Raw genomic sequence first — 19,282 nt, forward strand, 5'->3', positions numbered from 1 at the left:
GCCACCGCCCCCCGAACCCCACCGTTCGCGTGCTCCTACCGCCCCGCCAATGCCGGTTGCGTGCTCCTACCGCCCTGCCGTTGCCGGTTGCGTGCTCGCGCCGCCCCGCCGCGCCCTTGCGCTCATGATGCCGCCACGTCGAACACGTGCATGATGCCCTTGTCGGTGCCCTCCGGCAGCAGCACCGCGTCCACCGTCCGCGCCGCGTCGACCGCCACCGACGCCGAGAACACCCGGAACGTGCCGGCTGCACTCGTACCGTTGGCGTTGTTGCGGGCCGGCACCGAGAGAACCTCGACGTTGCCGCCCACCGCTCCCGCCGCCCAGTCACCGAAGGTGACGTTCACCTGCTGGGAAGAACCGTCCGTGTACTGGACCGTGGCGACACCCGTGGCCGGCCCGTTGGTGGCCAGTCCGAGGAAGGACACGCTGGTCGCGGCGGCATCCGGCAGGTCGACCCGCTGGCCGTGCGGGATCCAGTTGTCCGGCGTGCCGGGCGCGGCCGAGGGCCAGGTGAAGCCGGCGATCGCGGCGCCGGGCGCGGGCAACGCGGAGCGGGGCAGGGACCAGTCGCTCAGGTCGAGCGAACCGAGGTTCCCCTGACCGTCCGGCGTGGTGCCGACGCTGTTGCGGGCGTCCGCGCCGGCGGTGTAGGACGGCGGCACGTCCGCGGCCGCGGTGCCCCACGTGCCGGGCGTGTCCGACATGGTGAAGGCGAGCGTGCCACCGCGCCGCGCGAACGACGCGTCCACCCAGCTCGCGGTCTGCCGCACCCCGTCGACCTTCAGCGAGCTGACATAACGTCCTGCGCCCGAGGTCGTGATCTTGACGGGACGACCGCCGACCGGGTCGATCGTGACTTTCGAGAACATCGGGCCGGAGATCACCAGGTCGCCGGTCCCGTAGATCGCCGGATACACGCCCAGCTGCGCGAAGACGTACCAGGCGCTCAGCGACCCCTGGTCGTCGTTGCCCGGCAGCCCGGACGGCGTCGTGTCGTACATTTCCGACACCACCCGCCGGAGCGTGTCGGCGGTCCGGGCCGGCGCTTGCAGCCAGTTGTAGACCCACGGCGTGGTGAACGCCGGCTGGTTGGACAGGTAGTTCCCGGTCTGCGTGTACGCGCCCGCGTCCAACTGCGCCATCAGCGTGTCCAGCTGCGCGGTGGCCGCCGCGACACCGCCCCGCTTGGCGATCAGCGTGGCCAGGTTGTGCGGGACCATCCACCCGTACTGATATCCGGTGGACTGGTTGAACTGCCCGCGCCCGCTGCCGTCGTCGCGCGTCCGCAGGTCGAACGAGCGATCAAAACCGGTCCGCTCCCGGGGCCGCAGGTGCCCGGTCACCGGGTCGAAGACGTTCATCCAGTTCTGCGCGCGCCCCATGAAGAAGTCGCGCGCCGCCACCGAGCCGAGCCGCCCGGCCAGCTCCGCGATCGCGAAGTCGTCGACCGAGTACTCCAGGACCCGCGACGTCGCGAAGTCACCCTTGCGGTTCTCGATCATGCCGGTGGCGAAGTACTGATACCCGTCGCTGCGCGTGGTCGTGGTGGCCGGCAGCCGCTGGGTGGCGACCATCGAGGCCAGCGCGGCCTGCCGGTCATAACCGGTCGCGCCCATGTCGTCCAGGGTCGCCAGGATGACCTGCAGGTTGTCGCCCTGCATCCGGGCCGCGCCGGGCGCCCACCTGCCGGTCTGCTGGACCAGCGCCACGATCGACTGGTTGATGTCGTCGGCCACCCGCGGGAAGGTCAGCGCGATCAGCTGCGCCTGGCTGCGGTACATGTCCCAGCCCGACCCGGCGAAGTTGATGTCGCGGTAGAAGTGCCGCCCGCGCGCCACGGTGTGCACCTCGTCGTCATAACCGAGGTACTCGCCGGTGACGTCCTCGCGGACGTTCGGGTGCAGGAACGCGTGATAGAGCGCGGTGTAGAACGACGTCCGCTGCGCGTCGTCGCCGCCGGCCGCTGTCACGGTCCCGAGCGCTTCCTGCCAGGACCGTTTCGCTTGCTTTCGTACGTCGGTGAAGCTCTTCCCGCCCGTCTCCCGATCACGGTTGGCCGCCGCACCGGCCACGCTGACGTAGCTCAGCCCGGTCTTCGCGGTCACCGTCGTCCCCGGTGCGAACGTGAGCCACCCGCCGGTGTCGTGCCGGAAGTCCACGCCGGTGTCGGTGCCGCTCTTTTCCGCGTGGGTGCTCCCGGTGACCATCTCGGCGTCGTTCCACGTCCCGTAGGAGCTGAACGGCTGGTCGTACGTCGTGGAGAAGTACGCCTTGTACAGGTTCCCGACGTCGCACACGTCGGTGCCGTACATCCACCCGGAGACCGTCCGGCTCGCCGGGTCGATGGTGATCTCGCTGCCGAACGACCGGTTGTTCTGCCCGGACACGTCGAGCAGCAGGGTGGCCGCGCCCGCGAACGCGTACCGGCTCACCGCGGTGCGCGTGGTCGCGGTCAGCTCGGTGGTCACCCCGTTGTCCAGCGCCACCTTGTAGTACCCGGGCTGGGCCACCTCGTTCGCGTGGCTGAAGCTCAGGTAGTACCCCTTGACGTCGGTGGCCGGGTTCACCGGCAGGGAGTCACCGGCGTACGGGATGGTGGGGAACTCGTAGCCACCGAACCGTCCGGTGCACCCGGTGCCGGAGTGCCGGGTCATCCCGAAGCCCCGGATCAGGCTCGCGGTGTACTCGTACCCGCCCTTCTCGCCGACCCCGGCGTTGCCCGGCTTGTACGTGGTGGGGCTGGGCTGCACCATCCCGAACGGGACGGCCGCGCCGGGGAACGTGTTGCCGTACGCGTCGTTGCTCTTGTTCTGCGTGGTGTCCAGCTCGGTGCCGATGAACTGGTTCACCGCGTCGAACGGGGCGAGCGCCGGCGCCGCGGTCGCGGGTGCGGCCAGCGCCACCGTCGACAGCACCGGCGCGAGGATCCCCGCCAGCCACGCTCTTCTGGACGGAAAGCTAATCATTTCGTCGATCTAACTGTCCGCAGAGGACCGGCGCATGTCGAAAAAACATCAGACAGTTGGCGCGCGGGTCACGGCCCGGGTGGCCGCTGTGCCCGGCCGACTACCATCGAGGTCACGACGGGGAGAGGTAAGAACACGGTGAACTGGCTGGTCCTCGACGACAGCGTCCCGGGCGCGGTGATCGGGATCGACGGTCGTGGCATCGTCGACCGCGCCCCTGACGACGCCTCGGACAAGCGCGAGGAGATCGTCTCGGAGTGGCAGGACCCGGGCAACCGGGGCAGCTGGGCCGCCGGCGACTGGCAGCCGCAGCCGGAGATCGTCGCCTACGCCCGCCTCGGCGTCTGGGAAGCGGCCCTGGTCCGGGTCGGCGGCCACGCCCAGCTCGGTGTCCGGCACGACGCCGGCCGGCCGGTCTGGCACGGCTTGAGCAAGTCACCCGACGACATGAACCGCGGCCTGGTCGGCGCCACCCTGCTGGCGCCCGGCCGGCTCGCCGAGGTCACCGCGCTGACCCGCCGGGACGACTTCGTCGGCGTCCAGGTCCAGGGCGCCGAACGGATCCAGCAGCTCGTCGTCCCGCGTGTCGTCGAGCACCCGCCGGGCGAGGAGATCCCGCCCGCGATGATCCGCGGCTCGGTCACCACCCTCGCGGCGCAGTCACCGGCCGCGCCGCTCGACCTGCCCGAGGAGCTGACCGCGGAGCTGGTGCGCCGGCTGCGCCGCAAACCCGCCGACGCGGTCCGGATCGCGGTCGGGCTGCGGATCGCCGAGACCTGGCGGCTGCCGGACGGCTTCGAGCTGCCGCTGGTCTACGACGTGGCGCCGGGCAAGACCCAGGGGTACGTCACCGACGAGACCACCGGCGCGCCGCTCAGCGCGCTGCACGCCTGCCGCAACCACCACCTCACCGGCGCCCTCGACTGGTGCACGCACTGCCTGAACCCGACCTGCCGGCTCTGCTCCGAGGCGGTCCGCCCGTGCCGCCTGTGCCAGGGCACGGTCTGCGGCGACTGCGTGGCCACCCCGGACGGCCGCTGCCCGGCCTGTGCCGCTCTCACCAAGGTCGGCATGTTCCAGCGCGGCCGCTACGGGGTGTCCGCGAGCGGCGCCGTGTGGCACGGCGCCGCCACGAACGTCCAGGTGACCGTGCGTCAGGAGCGCAACTACTGGTCCCTCGAGCGCTGGGACCGCTACGACCGGGTCACCTTCCCGCTCGATCCGCACACCGTGCAGACCCTGCGGGGCTGGCTGGCGTGAGCGGAGGTCAGAGCCGGATGCGCTGACCGGGGAAGATCCGGCTCGGGCTGCTCAGCCGGTCCTTGTTGAGCGCGTAGAGCGCCCGCCAGCCTCCCTTGACGTGATAGCGCTTGGCGATCTTGGCGAGCGTGTCACCAGACTTGATCACGTAGGTCTTGCCGCTCGCCTTGGCCTTCTTCGCGGGCTTGGCGGTCGCCTTCTTGTAGACGCCGGCCTTCTTGCCGCACACCGGCCACGGGCTCAGGCCGCGCTTCGCGTACAGCTTGTTGGCGATCTTGATCTGTTCGGCCTTGGTGGCCTTGTCGGCGGTCGAGGCGTACCTGGCCCCGCCGTTCGCCTTCCACGTGCCGCGGTCGAACTGCAGACCGCCGTAGTACCCGTTCCCGGTGTTGATGTGCCACCTGCCGCCGGACTCGCACTTGGCGACCACGTCCCAGTTGACGCTGGCGGCCAGGGCCGGAGCTGCCGGTGCGAGCAAGAGGCCCGCTCCGGTCACGCCGGCGGTCACCAGGCTGAGGGCAGCAAGGCGCGTTCGTCTACCGATCCGAGACATGGAAATTCCTCCACGCCTACGAGGTGAGCTGTCGGGTTCGGGCAGAGTGGCCCGGCCGTCCTATGCGGCTTCACCCCAAGACGCGCCCCCTGTCACCCGTTTCGGAAGCCGGCCGACTCCCGAACCGTGCGCGGTGCGCGCCGGAAAACGTGGTTCCCCCGCTCCTGCCATCTCTTCGTGTCTGTGGATCGGCGGCAGGACTCGGCGGTCCGTCCACAGTGCCCGCCATCGCGGGACGACCGACGGTAACCACACCGGACGGGCATCGACCAAGTTTTACGTACCTAATAGTGACGTTCTTCACGGTATTGGACCGATTTGATCTTGTTCGTGACCTGGAATGACAGGCATTTCCGACACCCGAGGTTCCGTCCCTCCTGTCGTTATGCCGCAGCTCCGGCAGAAGGCGCGGAACCGGCGCCGGTCACCGTGCGTCGAACACCACATGACCGATCTCCGGCCGCGCCGGGCCGCGCTGCTCACCGTCACCGCCGCCCTCACCCTTTCCGGGTGTTCGAGCACCCCCTCCGGTACGACCGTCCGCGCGGTCGCCGGCACTCTGCCCGACCATTACTCGTACGTCGTCACGGCGAGCTGTGGCGAACGCGCCGTGATCGGTACTTTCCGCATCGTGGTCCGTGACCGCGACGTCGTGGTCTCGGCGGAACCCGCCGACCCGGAGTCGACCGTGCAGGTGCCGCTCGCGTCGTTCCCGACCCTGAAGTACATCGTCGAGCAGGTCGAGTCGGCGGAACCGGACGCGGTGGTCGAGTTCACCACCGACGCGGCCGGCCGCCCCGCCCACGTGTCGATCGACCACCGTCCGAACGCCATCGACGACGAGGAGTGCTACGACATCACCGACATCCAGCCGCTGCCGTCCGCCCCGGTCGCGTCGCGCTGACCCGGGGCCCGGGTGCCGGCCAGTGACTGTCCCTGGTTCCGCGGGGCGGCCCGGCGCGCGATGGTGAAGGCACCACAGAATCCGTAGGGAGAGCCGTCATGGATTTCAAGCTCGAGATCGTCGTCCTGCCCGTCGCCGACGTGGATCGGTCCCAGGCGTTCTACCGGGGGCTCGGCTGGCGCGAGGACGTCGACTACACCGGCCCGGAGGGCTTCCGCGTGGTGCACTTCACCCCGCCCGGCTCGGCCGCCTCGATCATCATCGGCAGCCGGGTCACCGACGCCGCCCCCGGCTCGGACCACGGCGTGCACCTGGTCGTCGACGACATCGAGGCGGCACACAAGGAGCTGACCGAACGCGGCGCGGCGCCCAGCGAGATCTTCCACGACGCGGGCGGCGTCTTCCACCACGCCGGCGCCGAGGCCCGGCTGGCCGGCCCGCATCCGGAGCGCCAGACCTACGGCTCGTTCCTCACCTTCACCGACCCGGACGGCAACCTGTTCACCCTGCAGGAGGTCACCCGCCGCCTGCCCGGCCGGGTCGACCACGTCGTCTACGACTCGGCGGCCGCCCTGGAACAGGCCCTCCGCGACGCCGCCACCGCCCACGGCGTCTACGAGGCCGAAACCCTGCACGGCGTCCACGACGAGGCCTGGCCCACCTGGTACGCCGCCCACATGGCCACCGCCGCCGGCCTCACCTCCTGACCCCCGCGAGACCGTGACCGCCCCGGACCGCCGCGCGCCGGCGGGGCTCGGCTGGTCCCCAGGGGTGCCTCCGCAGCGCGGAGGCACCCCTGGAAGCCAGCCGGGGCCGGGAGTCGCGCTGCGGCCGGGAGTGGCCACGGTCTCGCGTGGCCTCACGGGCGGGACTCGGCTCGTAGCCTGCGGGCGGGCGCTCCGTAGGCGTACCGAATAGGGGTTTGACCGGAAGCGGTCGGGAGCGGGCTGGGTAGGCTTTCGCCGTGCCGAGGGCTGTGGAGACGGGCGGGCTGCTGGGGCGGGGCCGGGAGACGGAGCGGCTGGATCGGCTGCTGCGGGACGTGCGGGGCGGGCAGAGCCGGGTGCTGGTGCTGCGCGGAGAAGCCGGGGCCGGCAAGTCCGCGCTGCTCGACCACCTGGCCGGGCACGCCACGGCGGCCCAGGTGGTGCGCACCGCCGGGGTCGAGCCGGAGACCGAATTGGCCTACTCCGCGGTGCAGCAGCTCTGCGCGCCGCTGCTGACCCGTCTGGACCGGCTGCCGGAGCCGCAGCGGGCCGCGTTGTCGACCGCGTTCGGGCTCAGTGCCGGGCCGCCGCCGGAGGCGTTGGTGATCGGGCTGGCCGTGCTCGGGCTGCTCGCCGAGGCGGCCGTCGACCGGCCGCTGGTCGTGGTCGTCGACGACGCGCAGTGGCTGGACCGGATGTCCGAGGTGATCCTGACGTTCGTGGCGCGCCGGCTGGACGCCGAATCCGTCGCGCTGGTCTTCGCGGCCCGTACCCCGGCCGGCGACGCACTGCTCACCGGGCTGCCCGAGCTGCAGGTCGACGGGCTGCCCGAGGCCGACGCCCGGGCGCTGCTGGCGACCGTGCTGCCCGGTCTGCTCGACGCCCGGGTCCGGGACCGGATCGTGGCCGAGACCCGGGGCAACCCGCTCGCGCTGCTGGAGCTGTCCCGGGAGGCGGATCCGGCGTTCGGTTACGGCATCCCGGCCACCGGTTCCGTCGCGGGCCGGGTCGAGGCGGAGTTCGCGCGGCGGATCGTGGCCCTGCCCGCGGCGAGCCGCACCCTGCTGCTGGCCGCCGCGGTCGAACCGGTCGGTGACGTGCCGCTGCTCTGGGCGGCCGCCGATCACCTCGGGATCAGCCCGGACGCGGCGGCCGCCGCCGAGGCGGCCGGACTTGTCGAGATCGGCGCCCGGGTGCGGTTCCGGCATCCGCTGGTCCGGTCGGCGGCCTGGCGCGGCGCCGAGCCGGCGGAGTTGCGTGCCGTGCACCGTGCGCTGGCCGAGGTGACCGACGCCGATCGGGACCCGGACCGGCGCGCCTGGCATCGTGGGTACGCCGCGTTCGGCGCCGACGAGGCGGTCGCCGGGGACCTGGCGAGCTCGGCCGGGCGGGCCCTGGCCCGGGGTGGCCGGGCCGCCGCCGCGGCGTTCCTGGAACGGGCCGCCGCGCTCACCCCGGCGCCCGGTCCGCGCGCCGACCGGACCCTGGCGGCTGCGCGGGCCCGGCTCGCCTCGGGTGCCGCGGCCGCGGTGCCGGAGCTTCTCGCCGCGGTCGAGCTGGGACCGCCCGACCCGGTGCGGCAGGCCGGGGTGGAACGGCTGCGGGCCCGGGTGGCGTTCGTGCTCACCGCCGGGCGCGAGGTGCCGCCGCTGCTGGCGGCCGCCCGCCGGCTCGAGGAGCTGGATCCGGTGGCGGCCCGGGAGACGTACCTGTCGGCGGTCGGCGCCGCGATCAACGCCGGGCGGCTGGGCGGCGACGACCTGCGCCGGGCCGTGGACGCCGCGGCCGACGGGCCGGCCGGCGACGAACCGGCGGGCCGGTTGCTGGCCGCGCTGATCACGTGGAGCCGGAGGGGCCACGCGGTTGCCGGGCCGGCGTTCCGGCTCGCCCTGGACGCGGTGCCGCCGGACAGCGAGCTGGACCTGCTCTGGCTGACCGGGATGCTGGTCACCGAGGTGTGGGACGACGCGGCGTTCCTGGAGCGCACCCAGCAGGCGGTCGCGGTCGCCCGGGCGGCCGGGGCGCTGTCCCGGCTGCCGGGCGCGCTGAGTTTCCGGTCCACCGCGCTGATCTACGCGGGGCGGTTCGACGAGGCCGCCGAGCTGATCGACGAGGCGACCGCGCTGGCCCGGGTCACCGGCCCGGCGCCGCATCCGGCCGCCGCGAGCATCCTGGCGGCGTTCCGCGGTGACGGCGAGGCGCCGGCGCTGATCGGCGGGCTGACCCGGGACGCGTCGTCCGGCGGGGTCGGCTGGCTGCTCGGGGTGGCCGGGTACAGCAACGCGGTGCTGCACAACGGGCACGGCGACTACGCGGCGGCGCTGGCCGCCGCGCGGGAGGCCGCGTCGTACGAGGATCTCGCGGTGCTGCAGTGGACACTCGGCGAGCTGGTCGAGGCGGCGGTGCGCTCCGGGGCGGGGGAGATCGCGGCGCAGGCCCGGGACCAGCTGGTGGCGCGGGCCCGCACGGCGGGCGGGACGCCGTGGGCGCGGGGCGCGCGGGCGCTGGCCGACGCGTTGGTCGACGACGCCGAGGCGGACTACCGGGAGGCGGTCGAGCAGTTCGCGGCGAGCCGGTTGCGGCTGCCGGAGGCGCGGGCCCGGCTGCTGTACGGCGAATGGCTGCGCCGCGCGAACCGGCGCGCGGAGGCCCGGGAGCAGCTGCGCCCGGCGTACGAGGCGTTCCGCGCGATGGGTGCCGAGGGTTTCGCCGAGCGGGCCGGCCGGGAACTGACCGCGACCGGCGAGACGGTACGCAAGCGGGTGGCCGGTACGACCGCCGAGATGACCGCGCAGGAGTCGCAGATCGCCCGGCTGGCCGCGGCGGGCCGGACCAATCCGGAGATCGGCGCGGTGCTGTTCCTGAGCCCCCGGACCGTCGAATGGCACCTTCGCAAGATCTTCCCGAAGCTGGGCATCACGTCCCGCAAGGAGCTGGCGGCGGCCGTCGTCCGTTGATGCCGGTCACTGGGGCCGGACTCCTTGACAGCGCCGCAATCTGAGCGCAATCATTCAGAAACTTCGAACCATGAATGGGTTGCCCCCCCGGCCCGACATGGCTGGATCCCCCTGCTCTGCCCTCGGCACATCCCCGTACGCGCTGATTTGTTAGCGCTAACAGTCGAATGGGAGAACGTTTGTGAAGCGCCTCATCGGCGGCGTGGCCGCTGTTTTCGCCCTGCTTCTCGGTGTCTTCGTCCTGCCCCAGCCCGCGTCCGCGGCGACCACCCTGATCTACGCCACGTTCAAGGGTGACGCCGCCGCCGACGAGGAACTGTGGATCTATCAGTCCACCAACGGCGGCACCAGTTACAGCACCCTGGTCGACACGAACTTCCACGGGCCGACCGGTGTGCTGCGTGACCCGACGATCCTCAAGCGGGGGAGCGTCTACTACCTCGCGTACACGGTGCAGTCCTGGACGACGAACAGCACGTACTTCAACGTCGCGTCCAGCACCAACCTGACCAGCTGGACCAACATCGCCAGCATCCCGGCCGGGATCAGCGGCGCCAACTACACCTGGGCGCCGGAGTTCTACGTCGAGGGCAGCACCGTCAAGCTGATCACCAGTGTCGCGGCGACCAGCTGCTCGTTCTGCTTCCGCCCGTACGTCTACACCGCGCAGAACACCGCCCTGACCAGCTGGAGCGGCCCGGCGCAGATGTGGGGACTGGGCACCAACCACATCGACACGTTCGTGGTGAAGTCCGGCAGCACCTGGCACGCGTTCACCAAGAACGAGACCACCAAGTACATCGAGCACTGGACCACCACGGCCAACCTCACCGAGGGCTGGGTCAACAAGGGCAACCTGTTCGCGTCCGGTTACGAGGGACCGTCGCTGGTCAAGCTCGACAACGGCAGCTGGCGGATGTACGTCGACCACTACAGCGCCGGCGACGGCATCTACACCGCCACCAGCACCGACCTGAACACCTGGTCGAGCCTCAGCAAGATCACCTGCTCGGGGTGTCGGCACGGGACGGCGATCGCCAAGTGAAGCGGCGTTCGGTACTCGCTGCCGGTCTGGCCGGCGCGTCCACGGTGCTGCTGCCCGACGCGGCCCGGGCGGCCACCTACTCCGGCTACGCGATGGCGTACTTCACCGAGTCCCCGTCGATGACCGGCGCGAACTACGGCCTGCACCTGGCGGTCAGCACGGACGGGCTGAACTGGACGCCGCTGAACCAGAACAACGCGGTGGCCACCCCGACGCTGGGCAGCAAAGGCCTGCGCGACCCGTTCATCCTGCGCAAACAGGACGGCACGTTCGTGGTGCTGGCCACCGACCTGAACGGGACCGACTGGTCGTACCAGAGCCAGTACTTGCACGTCTGGGACTCCGCCGACCTGCGCACGTTCAGCAACTACCGGCTGCTCAAGGTGCACTCGCTGGCCACCCACGCGTGGGCGCCGGAGGCGTACTGGGACGCGTCGCGCGGGCAGTACGCGATCGTCTACTCGGCGGTCAACGGCACCGGCCACAACGTCCTGATGGTCAATTACACCAGCGACTTCGTGACCGCCTCGGCGAACGCGGTCTTCTACGACCCCGGTTACGACGCGATCGACGGCAGCTTCGTCACGGCCGGCGGCGTGAACTACATGTACTACAAGAACAATTCCAACAGTACGTTGCTGGGCACCAAGTCCTCGTCGCTCGCCGCGGGCAGCTTCAGCGTCTACACCGGGGCGATCACTCCCGGGCGCGGGGTCGAGGCACCACAGATCAGCAAGTCGAACACGTCCGACGTCTGGTACATGTGGGGCGACACCTGGAGTCCCAACGGGCGGTTCTTCTGCTGGCAGACCACCAGCCTGGCCGGTGGCGCGTGGACGCTGCTCAACGACCGGGCGTACACCCAGCCGCTGAACTCCAAGCACCTGGGCATCACGCCGCTGACCGGGACCGAGGTGGCGAACCTGACCGCCAAGTGGGGGACACCCGCCTGGAACCGGATCAAGTCGTACAACTACCCGGACCGGTACGTGCGGCACGCGAGCAACGTGGGGCGGATCGACGCGTACCCGTTCGACCCGTACCAGGATCAGCAGTGGACGCTGGTGCCCGGGCTGGCCGACGCGGCCGGGGTGTCGTTCCGCTCGGTCAACTACCCGGACCGGTACCTGCGGCACAGCAACTACGCGATGGTGCTCAACGCCAACGACGGGACCAGCACGTTCGCCGCCGACGCCACGTTCTACAAGGCCGCCGGGTTCGCGGACTCCGGCTGGACGTCGTTCCGCTCCTACAACTACCCGGAGCGGTACCTGAGGCACAGCAACTACGTGCTGCGCATCGACCCGGTCACCAGCAGCTCCACCGCCGCCGTCAAGCAGGACGCGACGTTCCGGATCGGCTACTGATCACCTAGACCCCGGCCCGCGCTCGCCTCCTCAGCCGACGTGCGCGGGCCGGATTCCACAAGCGCCGGTCGTTGTCGCGGCCACCGGGACCGCGGCGGCGACAACGACCGGCTCGTTCCTAGGCGGACCGCCGTTCGGCCGCGACCAGGTTCGCCGCCTCGGCCTCCTCGGCGTTCGCGCACGCCACCACCACGTCGTGCATGGTGCGGAAGAACGCCGTCGCCGCGAGGGCCGACCGCCGGTCGACCCCGCCGACCAGCTTCGCCCGGCCCTGGCGCTCCGGTGCGAAGGCCAGGTGGTACCGCGCGCTGCTGCGCGCCGCGAGCGCGTCCTGGAAGACGCCGCGGGTGGTCCCGGGTGCGACCCAGGACTCCAGGACGACCAGGTCCCGGTCCCGCAGATGCCCGGCCACGGTGTCCGCGGCGGCCAGCACCAGGCTCAGGTCCGGCCGGCCGCGCCGCAGCGGGACCGGCGCCGCGACCAGGTAGACCACGCACCCGGCGAGCCAGCCGGGATCGTCGGTGGCGTGGTATCGCCCGGTCTCGTGCATGGCCTCGAGGTCGGCGCCGATCGGCGACCGTCCCGCGCGCAGCTTGACTATCACCTCGGGGTCGGTGTCGAACCCGGCGACGGTGTGCCCGGCGGTGACCGCCGTCCGGGCCAGGGCGAGACCGGCGCGGTCCTGCCCGATCACGGCGACGCGGTGGCCGTGCGTGGCGGGCTCGGGTGACATGACGATGACGGGGCTCCTTGCCATCGGTGACGAGAACGGACGAGAAAGAACCGTAAACGAGTTCGGCTCTGTCGGTAATCGCTCGCCGGTGGTCACCCGAACGGTGCTTTCCGCGCCGTTCGAGCGATTCCGCTGTCGGTATCCGGTCAGTCGCTTGAGCCGGAACCGTCACGGAACGTACGGATGACTGTTTCCGCTGGAGTGCACGAAGCGTGACCTTCGACCTTGACATGCGCGGCCCTTCCCAGCAGGGTGTAGCGCCTAAGGCCTGTTGATCTCGGACGTCTCGGCACCCTGCCCTCCGGCAACACGCCAGTCGGCATACGGTTACAGACGGTGAGGGGAACCGGGATGGAACTGGATCCGCAGGACTACGACGACCTGGTGCACGGCACGTCGATGGTGGAACGCTGGCGCCGCAGCGATCACGCCGCCGCGGTGGCCGCCGAGCTGATGAAGCTGCACGGCGGCACGGTCCCGATGAGCGAGCTGCTCTGGGCCGGCGCCGAGGCGTTCCTGCCCCGCCAGTGGAACGCCGGCCGCGCCGCCGAGCCGCCGGCCGCCGCCGCCGAGGTATACGACCGCTGGCGCCGCCTGCACGAACGCCGCCTCCAGCGCCGCCAGCACCAGGCCGACGAGAAGAGCTAACCCCGGCGCTTGAGGGTGCGCTCGTAGTCCTGGAAGCGGGCCTTGGCGATCACCGACCGGTCCGGGGAGCGCAGCACGATGCCCTCGGCCCGGCGCTGGCCGCTGTCGTCCAGCGCGACCAGGGTCTCCGGCAGCCGCTCGCCGAGGAACGCGTGCATGCCGGCCACGTCGGCGGGCAGGTCCGCGCCGTCCACGGTGAACAGCCGCGGGGTCAGCTCGAAGCCGGTCACTGCCTGCAACGCGTCCTCGGTCGCGAAGCTCTGCCCGCCGCCGTCGCGCCAGGCCGCGATCCGTTCGGCCGGCCAGGTCAGCCGCTCCGCGAGATCGGGCACCTCGGCCACGTCGAACAGCCGCCAGCCGACCGCGCCGCGGGTGCTGTACTGCTTCGCCTGCGCGCCGATCTTGCCGCCGTAGAGCTCCAGGAAGTACACCCGCAGGGTGTCCACGGGCAGCTGCTGATCCGGCAGGGCGTCGGCCACCGCGCGCAGGGCGGCCACGATGCCCTGCGACGGGTTGCCGATCAGGTCGCCGCGGGCGAGCAGCAGCTCCTCCCGGGAGCCGATCAGGTAGTCGCCGCCCGGCAACATGATCAGCCGGGAGTTCGTGCCGTCGACCTTCTCGGTGCCGAGCACCGGGCCGGGGAACGCGGTCACGCTCCCGGTCAGGCCGCCGTTGCGCGGGTCTAGCTCGTGGTAGGTCGGGATCGACGGGTACTTGGTCAGTGAGTTCAGTGCTCTGAGATCCGCACTCCGCAGATCGAAATCGGCCATGCCCCAGGTATGTCACGCCCCCGCCCCCACCGCCACGCATTTAGGCGCGCCGGACCGCGGCGCGACTCCGGGCTTCGGCTGGTTCTCAGGGGTGCCTCGCAAGCTCGGACACACCCCTGAGAACTGCCGGGGCCGTGGGGCGCGCTGCGGTCCGGAGTGGGCAGCCGCGGCGCGTTCGCCTCACGGGCGGGACGTGGCTCGTAGCCTGCGGACGTGCGCTCCGTATGCGTACCCATGGATGTTTTTGGGCCGCGCCGGCGACTCGTTGGGGGATGAGGCGCCGGCGCGGGGTCGGCTCAGTTCACGAAGACCGGAGCGGCACTACCGGTGACTACCGGGGTGTACTTGGCGGTGAAGTAGCCGTTCGCTACGCAGGCGGCCGGGCCGGTCACCTTGTTGAACTGCTGGTCGGTGAACGAGATCGAATTGTCGGTGTTGTCGGCGACGCCGGTGATCGCGTTGTTGTTGGCGACGAAGACGCAGGTCACCGTGCCGAGCAGGGAGCGAAGCACCAGGGTCGCGGAGATCGGTGCGGTGGCGGTGCCGGCGACCGCCACGGTGCCGTCGCTGGCGACCGTGGTGGCATACGGCTGGTTGGTGATCGTGACGCTGTTGACGCCGGTCACCCCGGGGATGCCGGTGACCGTGCAGTTCGAGACGGCCAGGGTGGAGCCGAGCGCGGCGGCGCCGGGCGCGGCCGGGTTGTCGTTGACCAGGGCGCTGAAGCTCGAGGTGTTGCACTTCATGCCGTTCGGGCCGGCCGGCGCGGTGGCGAACAGGGCCTGGCTGCCGGTGGCGATGCTCGCCGAGATGGTGTCGCCGACCGCGACGGCCGGGCCGGCCAGGGTGTCGGTGGTCAGCACGGTGGCGTCGAAGGCCAGGGCCGGCGCGGCGGTGAGCAGGGAGACGAGCGTGGCGCCGGCGACGGCGGCGACGGTGAGACGAGAGGTGCGCATGGGGGGATCACCTTTCCTTGGGGGCTCAGGCCGAGGCGGCCAGGGCCTTGTTGAGGTCGTCCAGGCTGGGAGAGAGCGCGAAGGTGGTGTTGTTGCCGCTGAACACCACGGCGTTCTTGCCGGCCGCCGAGGGCAGGCCGAAGGCCAGGTTGATCAGGGGGTCGAGGCTGCCCGGGATCAGTCCGCAGCCGGTCGCCTTCGGGACCGGGTACGCGTTGTCGACCAGGGTCGCCCCGGTGAAGCCGACGCCGAGGGTCTCGAAGCCGTTCGGGTCCGGTTCCACGGTGAGGGTGCCGGCGTCGCCGGTGACCGGCTGGTTCGGCGCCGGCGGGCTGGTGGTGCCGGTGGTCGGGCTGAACCGGATCGGCGTGCTGTCCGAGCCGATGTAGCACCTGGTGCCGAACAGCGCGTTGAACAGGTGCAGCTTGACCGGCAGGACGAAGACCGGGGTGTTCTCGCCGGTGGCCAGCGGAACGAACTCGGTGATCGGCCCGGCGAGCTCGACCTGGGCGAAGACGCTCGTCACGCCCGGAATGATGTTGGCGATCCCGGGCAGGGTGACCTGCAGCGGCTTGGCCACCAGGGTCTTGCCGTTGGCGGCCGGGACGGTCGAGTAGACGTTGGCGACGGTGCCGTCCGGGAACTCCCGGACCGGCGCCGCGGCCGGCCAGTAGACGCCGAACTGCAGGGTGATCGGGCTGTCGAAGGCCACCGTGGTGGAGCCGATCGTGACGCTGCCGCCGTTGGTCACCGAGAAGAAGCAGCCGACCTGTACGTTGCTGGGGTCCTTCATGGTGGCCGAGGTGAGCGGGCAGTTGCCGAGGCCGGTGTAGGCGCCACCCGGCGCAGCCGCCTGAGCCGGAGTCGTGGTGAGGGCCAGGATCGTCGCTGCGGTGGCGATCGTGGCCAGGACGGATCTGAGCCGTGACGCTGTCATGCGTCACTCCTTCGCTGGTAGCGCGGTGGACGGTGAGATGACCGCCCCGGCCGTTTCCGCAGCGTTCCGGGGCTTGTACGGGAGGCGATACTGGGGGACGCCGCCACTTGCACCATCGAGGTCCGTGCCTGACGGTATGAGAAACCCCGGCGGTATCCCATGTCAAGACATTGAGGGGCGACGATGACGAATCCGACGATCAGTCCCCTGCCCGGCGCCCGGCCCGGCCGGGACCCGTCCCGGGCGATCAAACGCGGCCCGCGCTCGCTCCCGCCCGAGGTCATCGCGGCGACGCAGCGGGAGCGGCTGTTCGACGCGCTGGTGCACACGGTCGCCGAGAAGGGGTACGCGAACGCCCGGGTCAGCGACATCTGCACGGCGGCCGGAGTGACCCGCCCGGCGTTCTACGCGCTCTTCGCCGGCAAGGAGGACGCGTTCCTGGACACCTACCGGCACGGCACCCAGGTGGTGCTGCGGCTGATGGACGAGGCGTACCTGCGCGAGCAGGACTGGCGCGACGGCGCCCGGGTCGCGCTCAAGGTGCTGCTCGACGTGCTGGCCAGCGTCCCCGCGTTCGCCACCATGGCGATCGTGGAGATCGACGCGGCCGGTCCGCAGGCGCGCCGGGAGCGTACCGAGCTGCTCGGGCGGTTCGCCCGGTTCTTCGCCGACGCCCCGCCGGTGCCGGACGGCCTGGTCGACACGGTGGTGGGCGGCGTCTACTCGACCATCTACGGGCACGTCTCCACCGGCCGGGTCGCCGAGTTGCCGCAGCTGCTGCCGATGCTCGGGTATTTCATGATGGCGCCGTTCGTGGGTCGCGAGGCCGCCGCCCGGGAGTTGGTCACGCCACCGGCCGGTGCCCGGGTGGTGGCCCCGTGCGCCACATCAGATACCGACGGGGTTTTTCACTGACTGAATGACGGCCCGCTCCTCTTGACGGCCTCTGTTACTGCGGCGTAACTTCCTCGAAATCCATCGAGCAACGCCAATGGTGACCCGTTCGTGCGGCATCCGCAGTGCCCGCACCGGCGTCTCACCCCGTCAACAGAGGAATCGCAAAGGAGACTGGATGTCCTCCACACGTCACGGCCGGACCCGCTGGCGCCGGTTCACCGCGATGCTGCTCACCGGCCTCGCGGCCACCGTCGGCCTGGTCCTGCTGACCGGCAAGGGTGTGCTCGCGGCGTCCTTCTCGATCTCCGGCATGCCGTTCACGGTCACCTCGCCCAAGCTGCACGGCTACGGCTTCGAGCAGTACGCGGTGCTCGACAACATGGAGCCGGGCAGCCCGAACGAGGGCGACACCGGCGGCCAGATGATCCTCATCGTCTCCGCGATCAACGACGCCGAGCTGGACGGCCTGTGCCAGGCCATCAGCCTCGGCGGCATCAACCTGAAGCTCACCGCGGGCAGCGCCACCAACAAGGTGACCGCCGACCAGCTCGTCGTCGACTCCGACGTGATCAGCGGCAACGCCGACTTCAAGAAGATCGACATCGGTCAGGACGCCAGCACGCTGGACAAGGTGCCGGGCGCCAAGGGTGGCATCGGCGTCTTCGGCCAGCAGGCCGACGAGGTGACCATCGAGAACCTGCGGCAGAACAACTACGCCACCACGGCGGCCACGTTCCACCTGCCCAACCTGCGGATGTCGTTCACCTCGGACGGCTGCTGACCATGTCCGAGATCGGCGTCCCGGTGGGTCCCCCCGACCCGTCGCACCCGGAGCCGGCTCGGACCGCGTCGCACCGGGCTCCGCCGGGCGTCACCGCCTGGCGGGCCTGGCGTGGCTGGCGGCGCAGCCGGCCGTTCTGGGGTGGCCTGTTCGTGCTGCTCGGCGGCGTGGAGATCCTGCTGACCGTGTGGGCGCCGCTCGGCGTGGTGCTGCACGTCGGCATCCAGAGCTTCATCGGGTACGTGGTGCCGATCGTGCTCGTCCTGTGCGGGCTGCTGCTCTGGTTCCACCCGATCCAGCGGGTCTTCTACTCGCTGATCGCGATCGTGTGCGCGCTCGGTTCCTGGCTGACGTCGAACATGGGCGGCTTCCTCGTCGGCCTGCTGCTGGCGCTGGTCGGCGGGGCGCTGGCGTTCGCCTGGACACCCAGTGAGCCGGCCGGGACCGAAGCCTGAAGCCATCTATCTTGGTCAATGCATGACTGGTAGCGTCCACATTCCACGGGGGCTCCTCTTCTCCATGTCGATCGAGAGGACCACGGCACGTGAGAATCCAGCACCTCGGCATCGCCGCGCTCACCGCTACCGTCATCGCCGGCCTGGGCACCCCTGCCGCGGCCGCGCCCGCCTACGGTGAGATCCGCCAGGCCGACTCGTCCACCGCCATCGCCGGCAGCTACCTCGTCGTCCTCAAGGACGGCGGCGTCGCCACCACCCAGGCCGGCGCACTGACCAGGAAGTACACCGGAACGGTGCGCGAGGTCTACGCCAGCGCGCTGCAGGGCTTCGCCGCGAGCATGTCGGCGTCCGCCGCCCGCCGGCTGGCCGCCGACCCGGCCGTCGCCTACGTCGAGCAGAACCAGGTCGTCACGGTCGCCGACACGCAGACCGGCGCGACCTGGGGCCTGGACCGGATCGACCAGGTCAGCCTGCCACTGAGCACCACGTACACCTATCCGAACACGGCGTCGAGCGTGCACGCGTACATCATCGACACCGGCATCCTCACCACGCACACCCAGTTCGGCGGCCGCGCGGTCAGCGGGTACGACTTCGTCGACAACGACAGCAACGCCACCGACTGCAACGGGCACGGCACCCACGTGGCGGGCACCGTCGGCGGCTCGACGTACGGTGTGGCCAAGGCCGTCCAGCTGGTCGGCGTCCGGGTGCTGAACTGCTCGGGCAGCGGCACCACGGCCGGCGTGGTCTCCGGGATCAACTGGGTGACCAGCAACGCGATCAAACCGGCCGTGGCGAACATGAGCCTCGGCGGCGGGGCCAGCAGCACGCTGGACACCGCGGTCCGCAACTCGGTCGCGGCCGGCATCACGTACGGCGTGGCGGGCGGCAACAACAACCGCAGCGCCTGCAACTACTCGCCGGCCCGGGTGCCCACCGCGATCACGGTCGGCGCCACTACCAGCACGGATGCCCGGGCGTCCTACTCCAACTACGGCACCTGTCTCGACCTGTTCGCGCCCGGCTCGTCGATCACCTCGGCCTGGTACTCGAGCACCACGGCCACCAACACGATCAGCGGGACCTCGATGGCCACCCCGCACGTGGTCGGTGCGGCGGCGCTCGCGTTGCAGGCGAACCCGTCGTACACCCCGGCGCAGGTGTCGGCGTACCTGACCGGCAAGGCCACCAGTGGCAAGGTGACCAGCCCCGGCACCGGCTCGCCGAACCTGCTGCTGTTCGTGAGCTGAATCCGGGTGTCACCGCGGCGCCGATCACGGTCGGCGCCGCGGTGGCGTGCCCACTCCGACGAACGGTCGAACCGCCCTGGACCGAAT

The 19,282-nt window shown here is 71.1% G+C and carries 17 protein-coding genes and 1 riboswitch; of the genes, 11 read left to right on the plus strand and 6 right to left on the minus strand.

What is annotated here, in order from left to right; genetic code table 11:
- Positions 1 to 122: 122 nt before the first annotated feature.
- Positions 123 to 2,918, minus strand: a complete 2,796-nt coding sequence (locus ADL15_RS29210; RefSeq protein WP_232344452.1) for a GH92 family glycosyl hydrolase — start codon at positions 2,916 to 2,918, stop codon at positions 123 to 125.
- Between the two features lie 189 nt (positions 2,919 to 3,107).
- On the opposite strand from ADL15_RS29210, the gene ADL15_RS29215 reads away from it, so the two are divergent.
- Positions 3,108 to 4,229: a hypothetical protein gene (locus ADL15_RS29215; RefSeq protein WP_067697889.1), complete on the plus strand. Its 1,122-nt coding sequence runs from the start codon at positions 3,108 to 3,110 to the stop codon at positions 4,227 to 4,229.
- Between the two features lie 7 nt (positions 4,230 to 4,236).
- On the opposite strand, the gene ADL15_RS29220 is transcribed toward ADL15_RS29215, so the two are convergent.
- Positions 4,237 to 4,737, minus strand: a complete 501-nt coding sequence (locus ADL15_RS29220; RefSeq protein WP_232344454.1) for a LysM peptidoglycan-binding domain-containing protein — start codon at positions 4,735 to 4,737, stop codon at positions 4,237 to 4,239.
- Between the two features lie 43 nt (positions 4,738 to 4,780).
- Positions 4,781 to 4,986: riboswitch (cyclic di-AMP (ydaO/yuaA leader) on the minus strand.
- A gap of 241 nt (positions 4,987 to 5,227) precedes the next feature.
- Here ADL15_RS29220 and ADL15_RS29225 point away from each other — a divergent pair.
- The 5 genes from ADL15_RS29225 (at position 5,228) to ADL15_RS29245 (ending at position 11,762) form a co-directional block, all read left to right on the plus strand.
- On the plus strand, positions 5,228 to 5,686 hold the full coding sequence (locus ADL15_RS29225) for a DUF6174 domain-containing protein (protein WP_157441676.1): 459 nt from the start codon (positions 5,228 to 5,230) through the stop codon (positions 5,684 to 5,686).
- A 98-nt stretch (positions 5,687 to 5,784) separates the two neighbouring features.
- Positions 5,785 to 6,393: a VOC family protein gene (locus ADL15_RS29230; RefSeq protein WP_067697895.1), complete on the plus strand. Its 609-nt coding sequence runs from the start codon at positions 5,785 to 5,787 to the stop codon at positions 6,391 to 6,393.
- 257 nt (positions 6,394 to 6,650) lie between these two features.
- Entirely contained in the window at positions 6,651 to 9,350 is a 2,700-nt protein-coding gene (locus ADL15_RS29235; RefSeq protein ID WP_067697897.1) for a helix-turn-helix transcriptional regulator, read from the plus strand.
- Positions 9,351 to 9,531: 181 nt separating this feature from the next.
- Positions 9,532 to 10,395 (plus strand): family 43 glycosylhydrolase, encoded by an 864-nt coding sequence (locus ADL15_RS29240; RefSeq protein ID WP_067697899.1) that lies wholly within the window; start codon positions 9,532 to 9,534, stop codon positions 10,393 to 10,395.
- Complete coding sequence (locus ADL15_RS29245) at positions 10,392 to 11,762, plus strand: glycoside hydrolase family 43 protein (RefSeq protein WP_067697901.1); 1,371 nt, start codon at positions 10,392 to 10,394, stop codon at positions 11,760 to 11,762. Before ADL15_RS29240 ends, ADL15_RS29245 begins: the two co-directional genes overlap by 4 nt.
- A gap of 118 nt (positions 11,763 to 11,880) precedes the next feature.
- Here ADL15_RS29245 and ADL15_RS29250 read toward each other — a convergent pair whose 3' ends face one another.
- Complete coding sequence (locus tag ADL15_RS29250) at positions 11,881 to 12,495, minus strand: nucleotide sugar dehydrogenase (protein ID WP_067697903.1); 615 nt, start codon at positions 12,493 to 12,495, stop codon at positions 11,881 to 11,883.
- A gap of 351 nt (positions 12,496 to 12,846) precedes the next feature.
- Between ADL15_RS29250 and ADL15_RS29255 the strand changes: the two genes are divergently transcribed.
- Positions 12,847 to 13,143 (plus strand): hypothetical protein, encoded by a 297-nt coding sequence (locus ADL15_RS29255; RefSeq protein ID WP_067697905.1) that lies wholly within the window; start codon positions 12,847 to 12,849, stop codon positions 13,141 to 13,143.
- On the opposite strand, the gene ADL15_RS29260 is transcribed toward ADL15_RS29255, so the two are convergent.
- The 3 genes from ADL15_RS29260 to ADL15_RS29270 form a co-directional block, all read right to left on the minus strand.
- Positions 13,140 to 13,913 carry an RNA ligase family protein gene (locus ADL15_RS29260; RefSeq protein ID WP_067697907.1) on the minus strand — a complete coding sequence of 258 codons (774 nt, stop codon included), beginning with the start codon at positions 13,911 to 13,913 and terminating at the stop codon, positions 13,140 to 13,142. The two genes, ADL15_RS29255 and ADL15_RS29260, sit on opposite strands and share 4 nt — an antisense overlap.
- Before the next feature lie 296 nt (positions 13,914 to 14,209).
- Positions 14,210 to 14,869 carry a hypothetical protein gene (locus ADL15_RS29265; RefSeq protein WP_067697909.1) on the minus strand — a complete coding sequence of 220 codons (660 nt, stop codon included), beginning with the start codon at positions 14,867 to 14,869 and terminating at the stop codon, positions 14,210 to 14,212.
- A gap of 25 nt (positions 14,870 to 14,894) precedes the next feature.
- Positions 14,895 to 15,806, minus strand: a complete 912-nt coding sequence (locus tag ADL15_RS29270; RefSeq protein ID WP_067697911.1) for a hypothetical protein — start codon at positions 15,804 to 15,806, stop codon at positions 14,895 to 14,897.
- Positions 15,807 to 15,989: 183 nt separating this feature from the next.
- Between ADL15_RS29270 and ADL15_RS29275 the strand changes: the two genes are divergently transcribed.
- The 4 genes from ADL15_RS29275 to ADL15_RS29290 all read left to right on the plus strand — a co-directional run bounded on the left by ADL15_RS29275 (position 15,990) and on the right by ADL15_RS29290 (position 19,195).
- The gene (locus ADL15_RS29275; RefSeq protein ID WP_067697913.1) at positions 15,990 to 16,721 is read left to right on the plus strand and encodes a TetR/AcrR family transcriptional regulator; all 732 of its coding nucleotides are present in this window, start codon (positions 15,990 to 15,992) and stop codon (positions 16,719 to 16,721) included.
- A 157-nt stretch (positions 16,722 to 16,878) separates the two neighbouring features.
- Entirely contained in the window at positions 16,879 to 17,484 is a 606-nt protein-coding gene (locus ADL15_RS29280; RefSeq protein WP_067697915.1) for a DUF6230 family protein, read from the plus strand.
- A 2-nt stretch (positions 17,485 to 17,486) separates the two neighbouring features.
- Complete coding sequence (locus ADL15_RS29285) at positions 17,487 to 17,939, plus strand: DUF6114 domain-containing protein (protein WP_198171063.1); 453 nt, start codon at positions 17,487 to 17,489, stop codon at positions 17,937 to 17,939.
- An 89-nt stretch (positions 17,940 to 18,028) separates the two neighbouring features.
- Positions 18,029 to 19,195 carry a S8 family peptidase gene (locus tag ADL15_RS29290; RefSeq protein WP_067697917.1) on the plus strand — a complete coding sequence of 389 codons (1,167 nt, stop codon included), beginning with the start codon at positions 18,029 to 18,031 and terminating at the stop codon, positions 19,193 to 19,195.
- The last annotated feature ends 87 nt before the right edge of the window (positions 19,196 to 19,282 follow it).

The sequence above is a fragment of the Actinoplanes awajinensis subsp. mycoplanecinus genome (assembly GCF_001509495.1).
GTDB classification, from domain to species: Bacteria; Actinomycetota; Actinomycetes; order Mycobacteriales; family Micromonosporaceae; genus Actinoplanes; species Actinoplanes palleronii.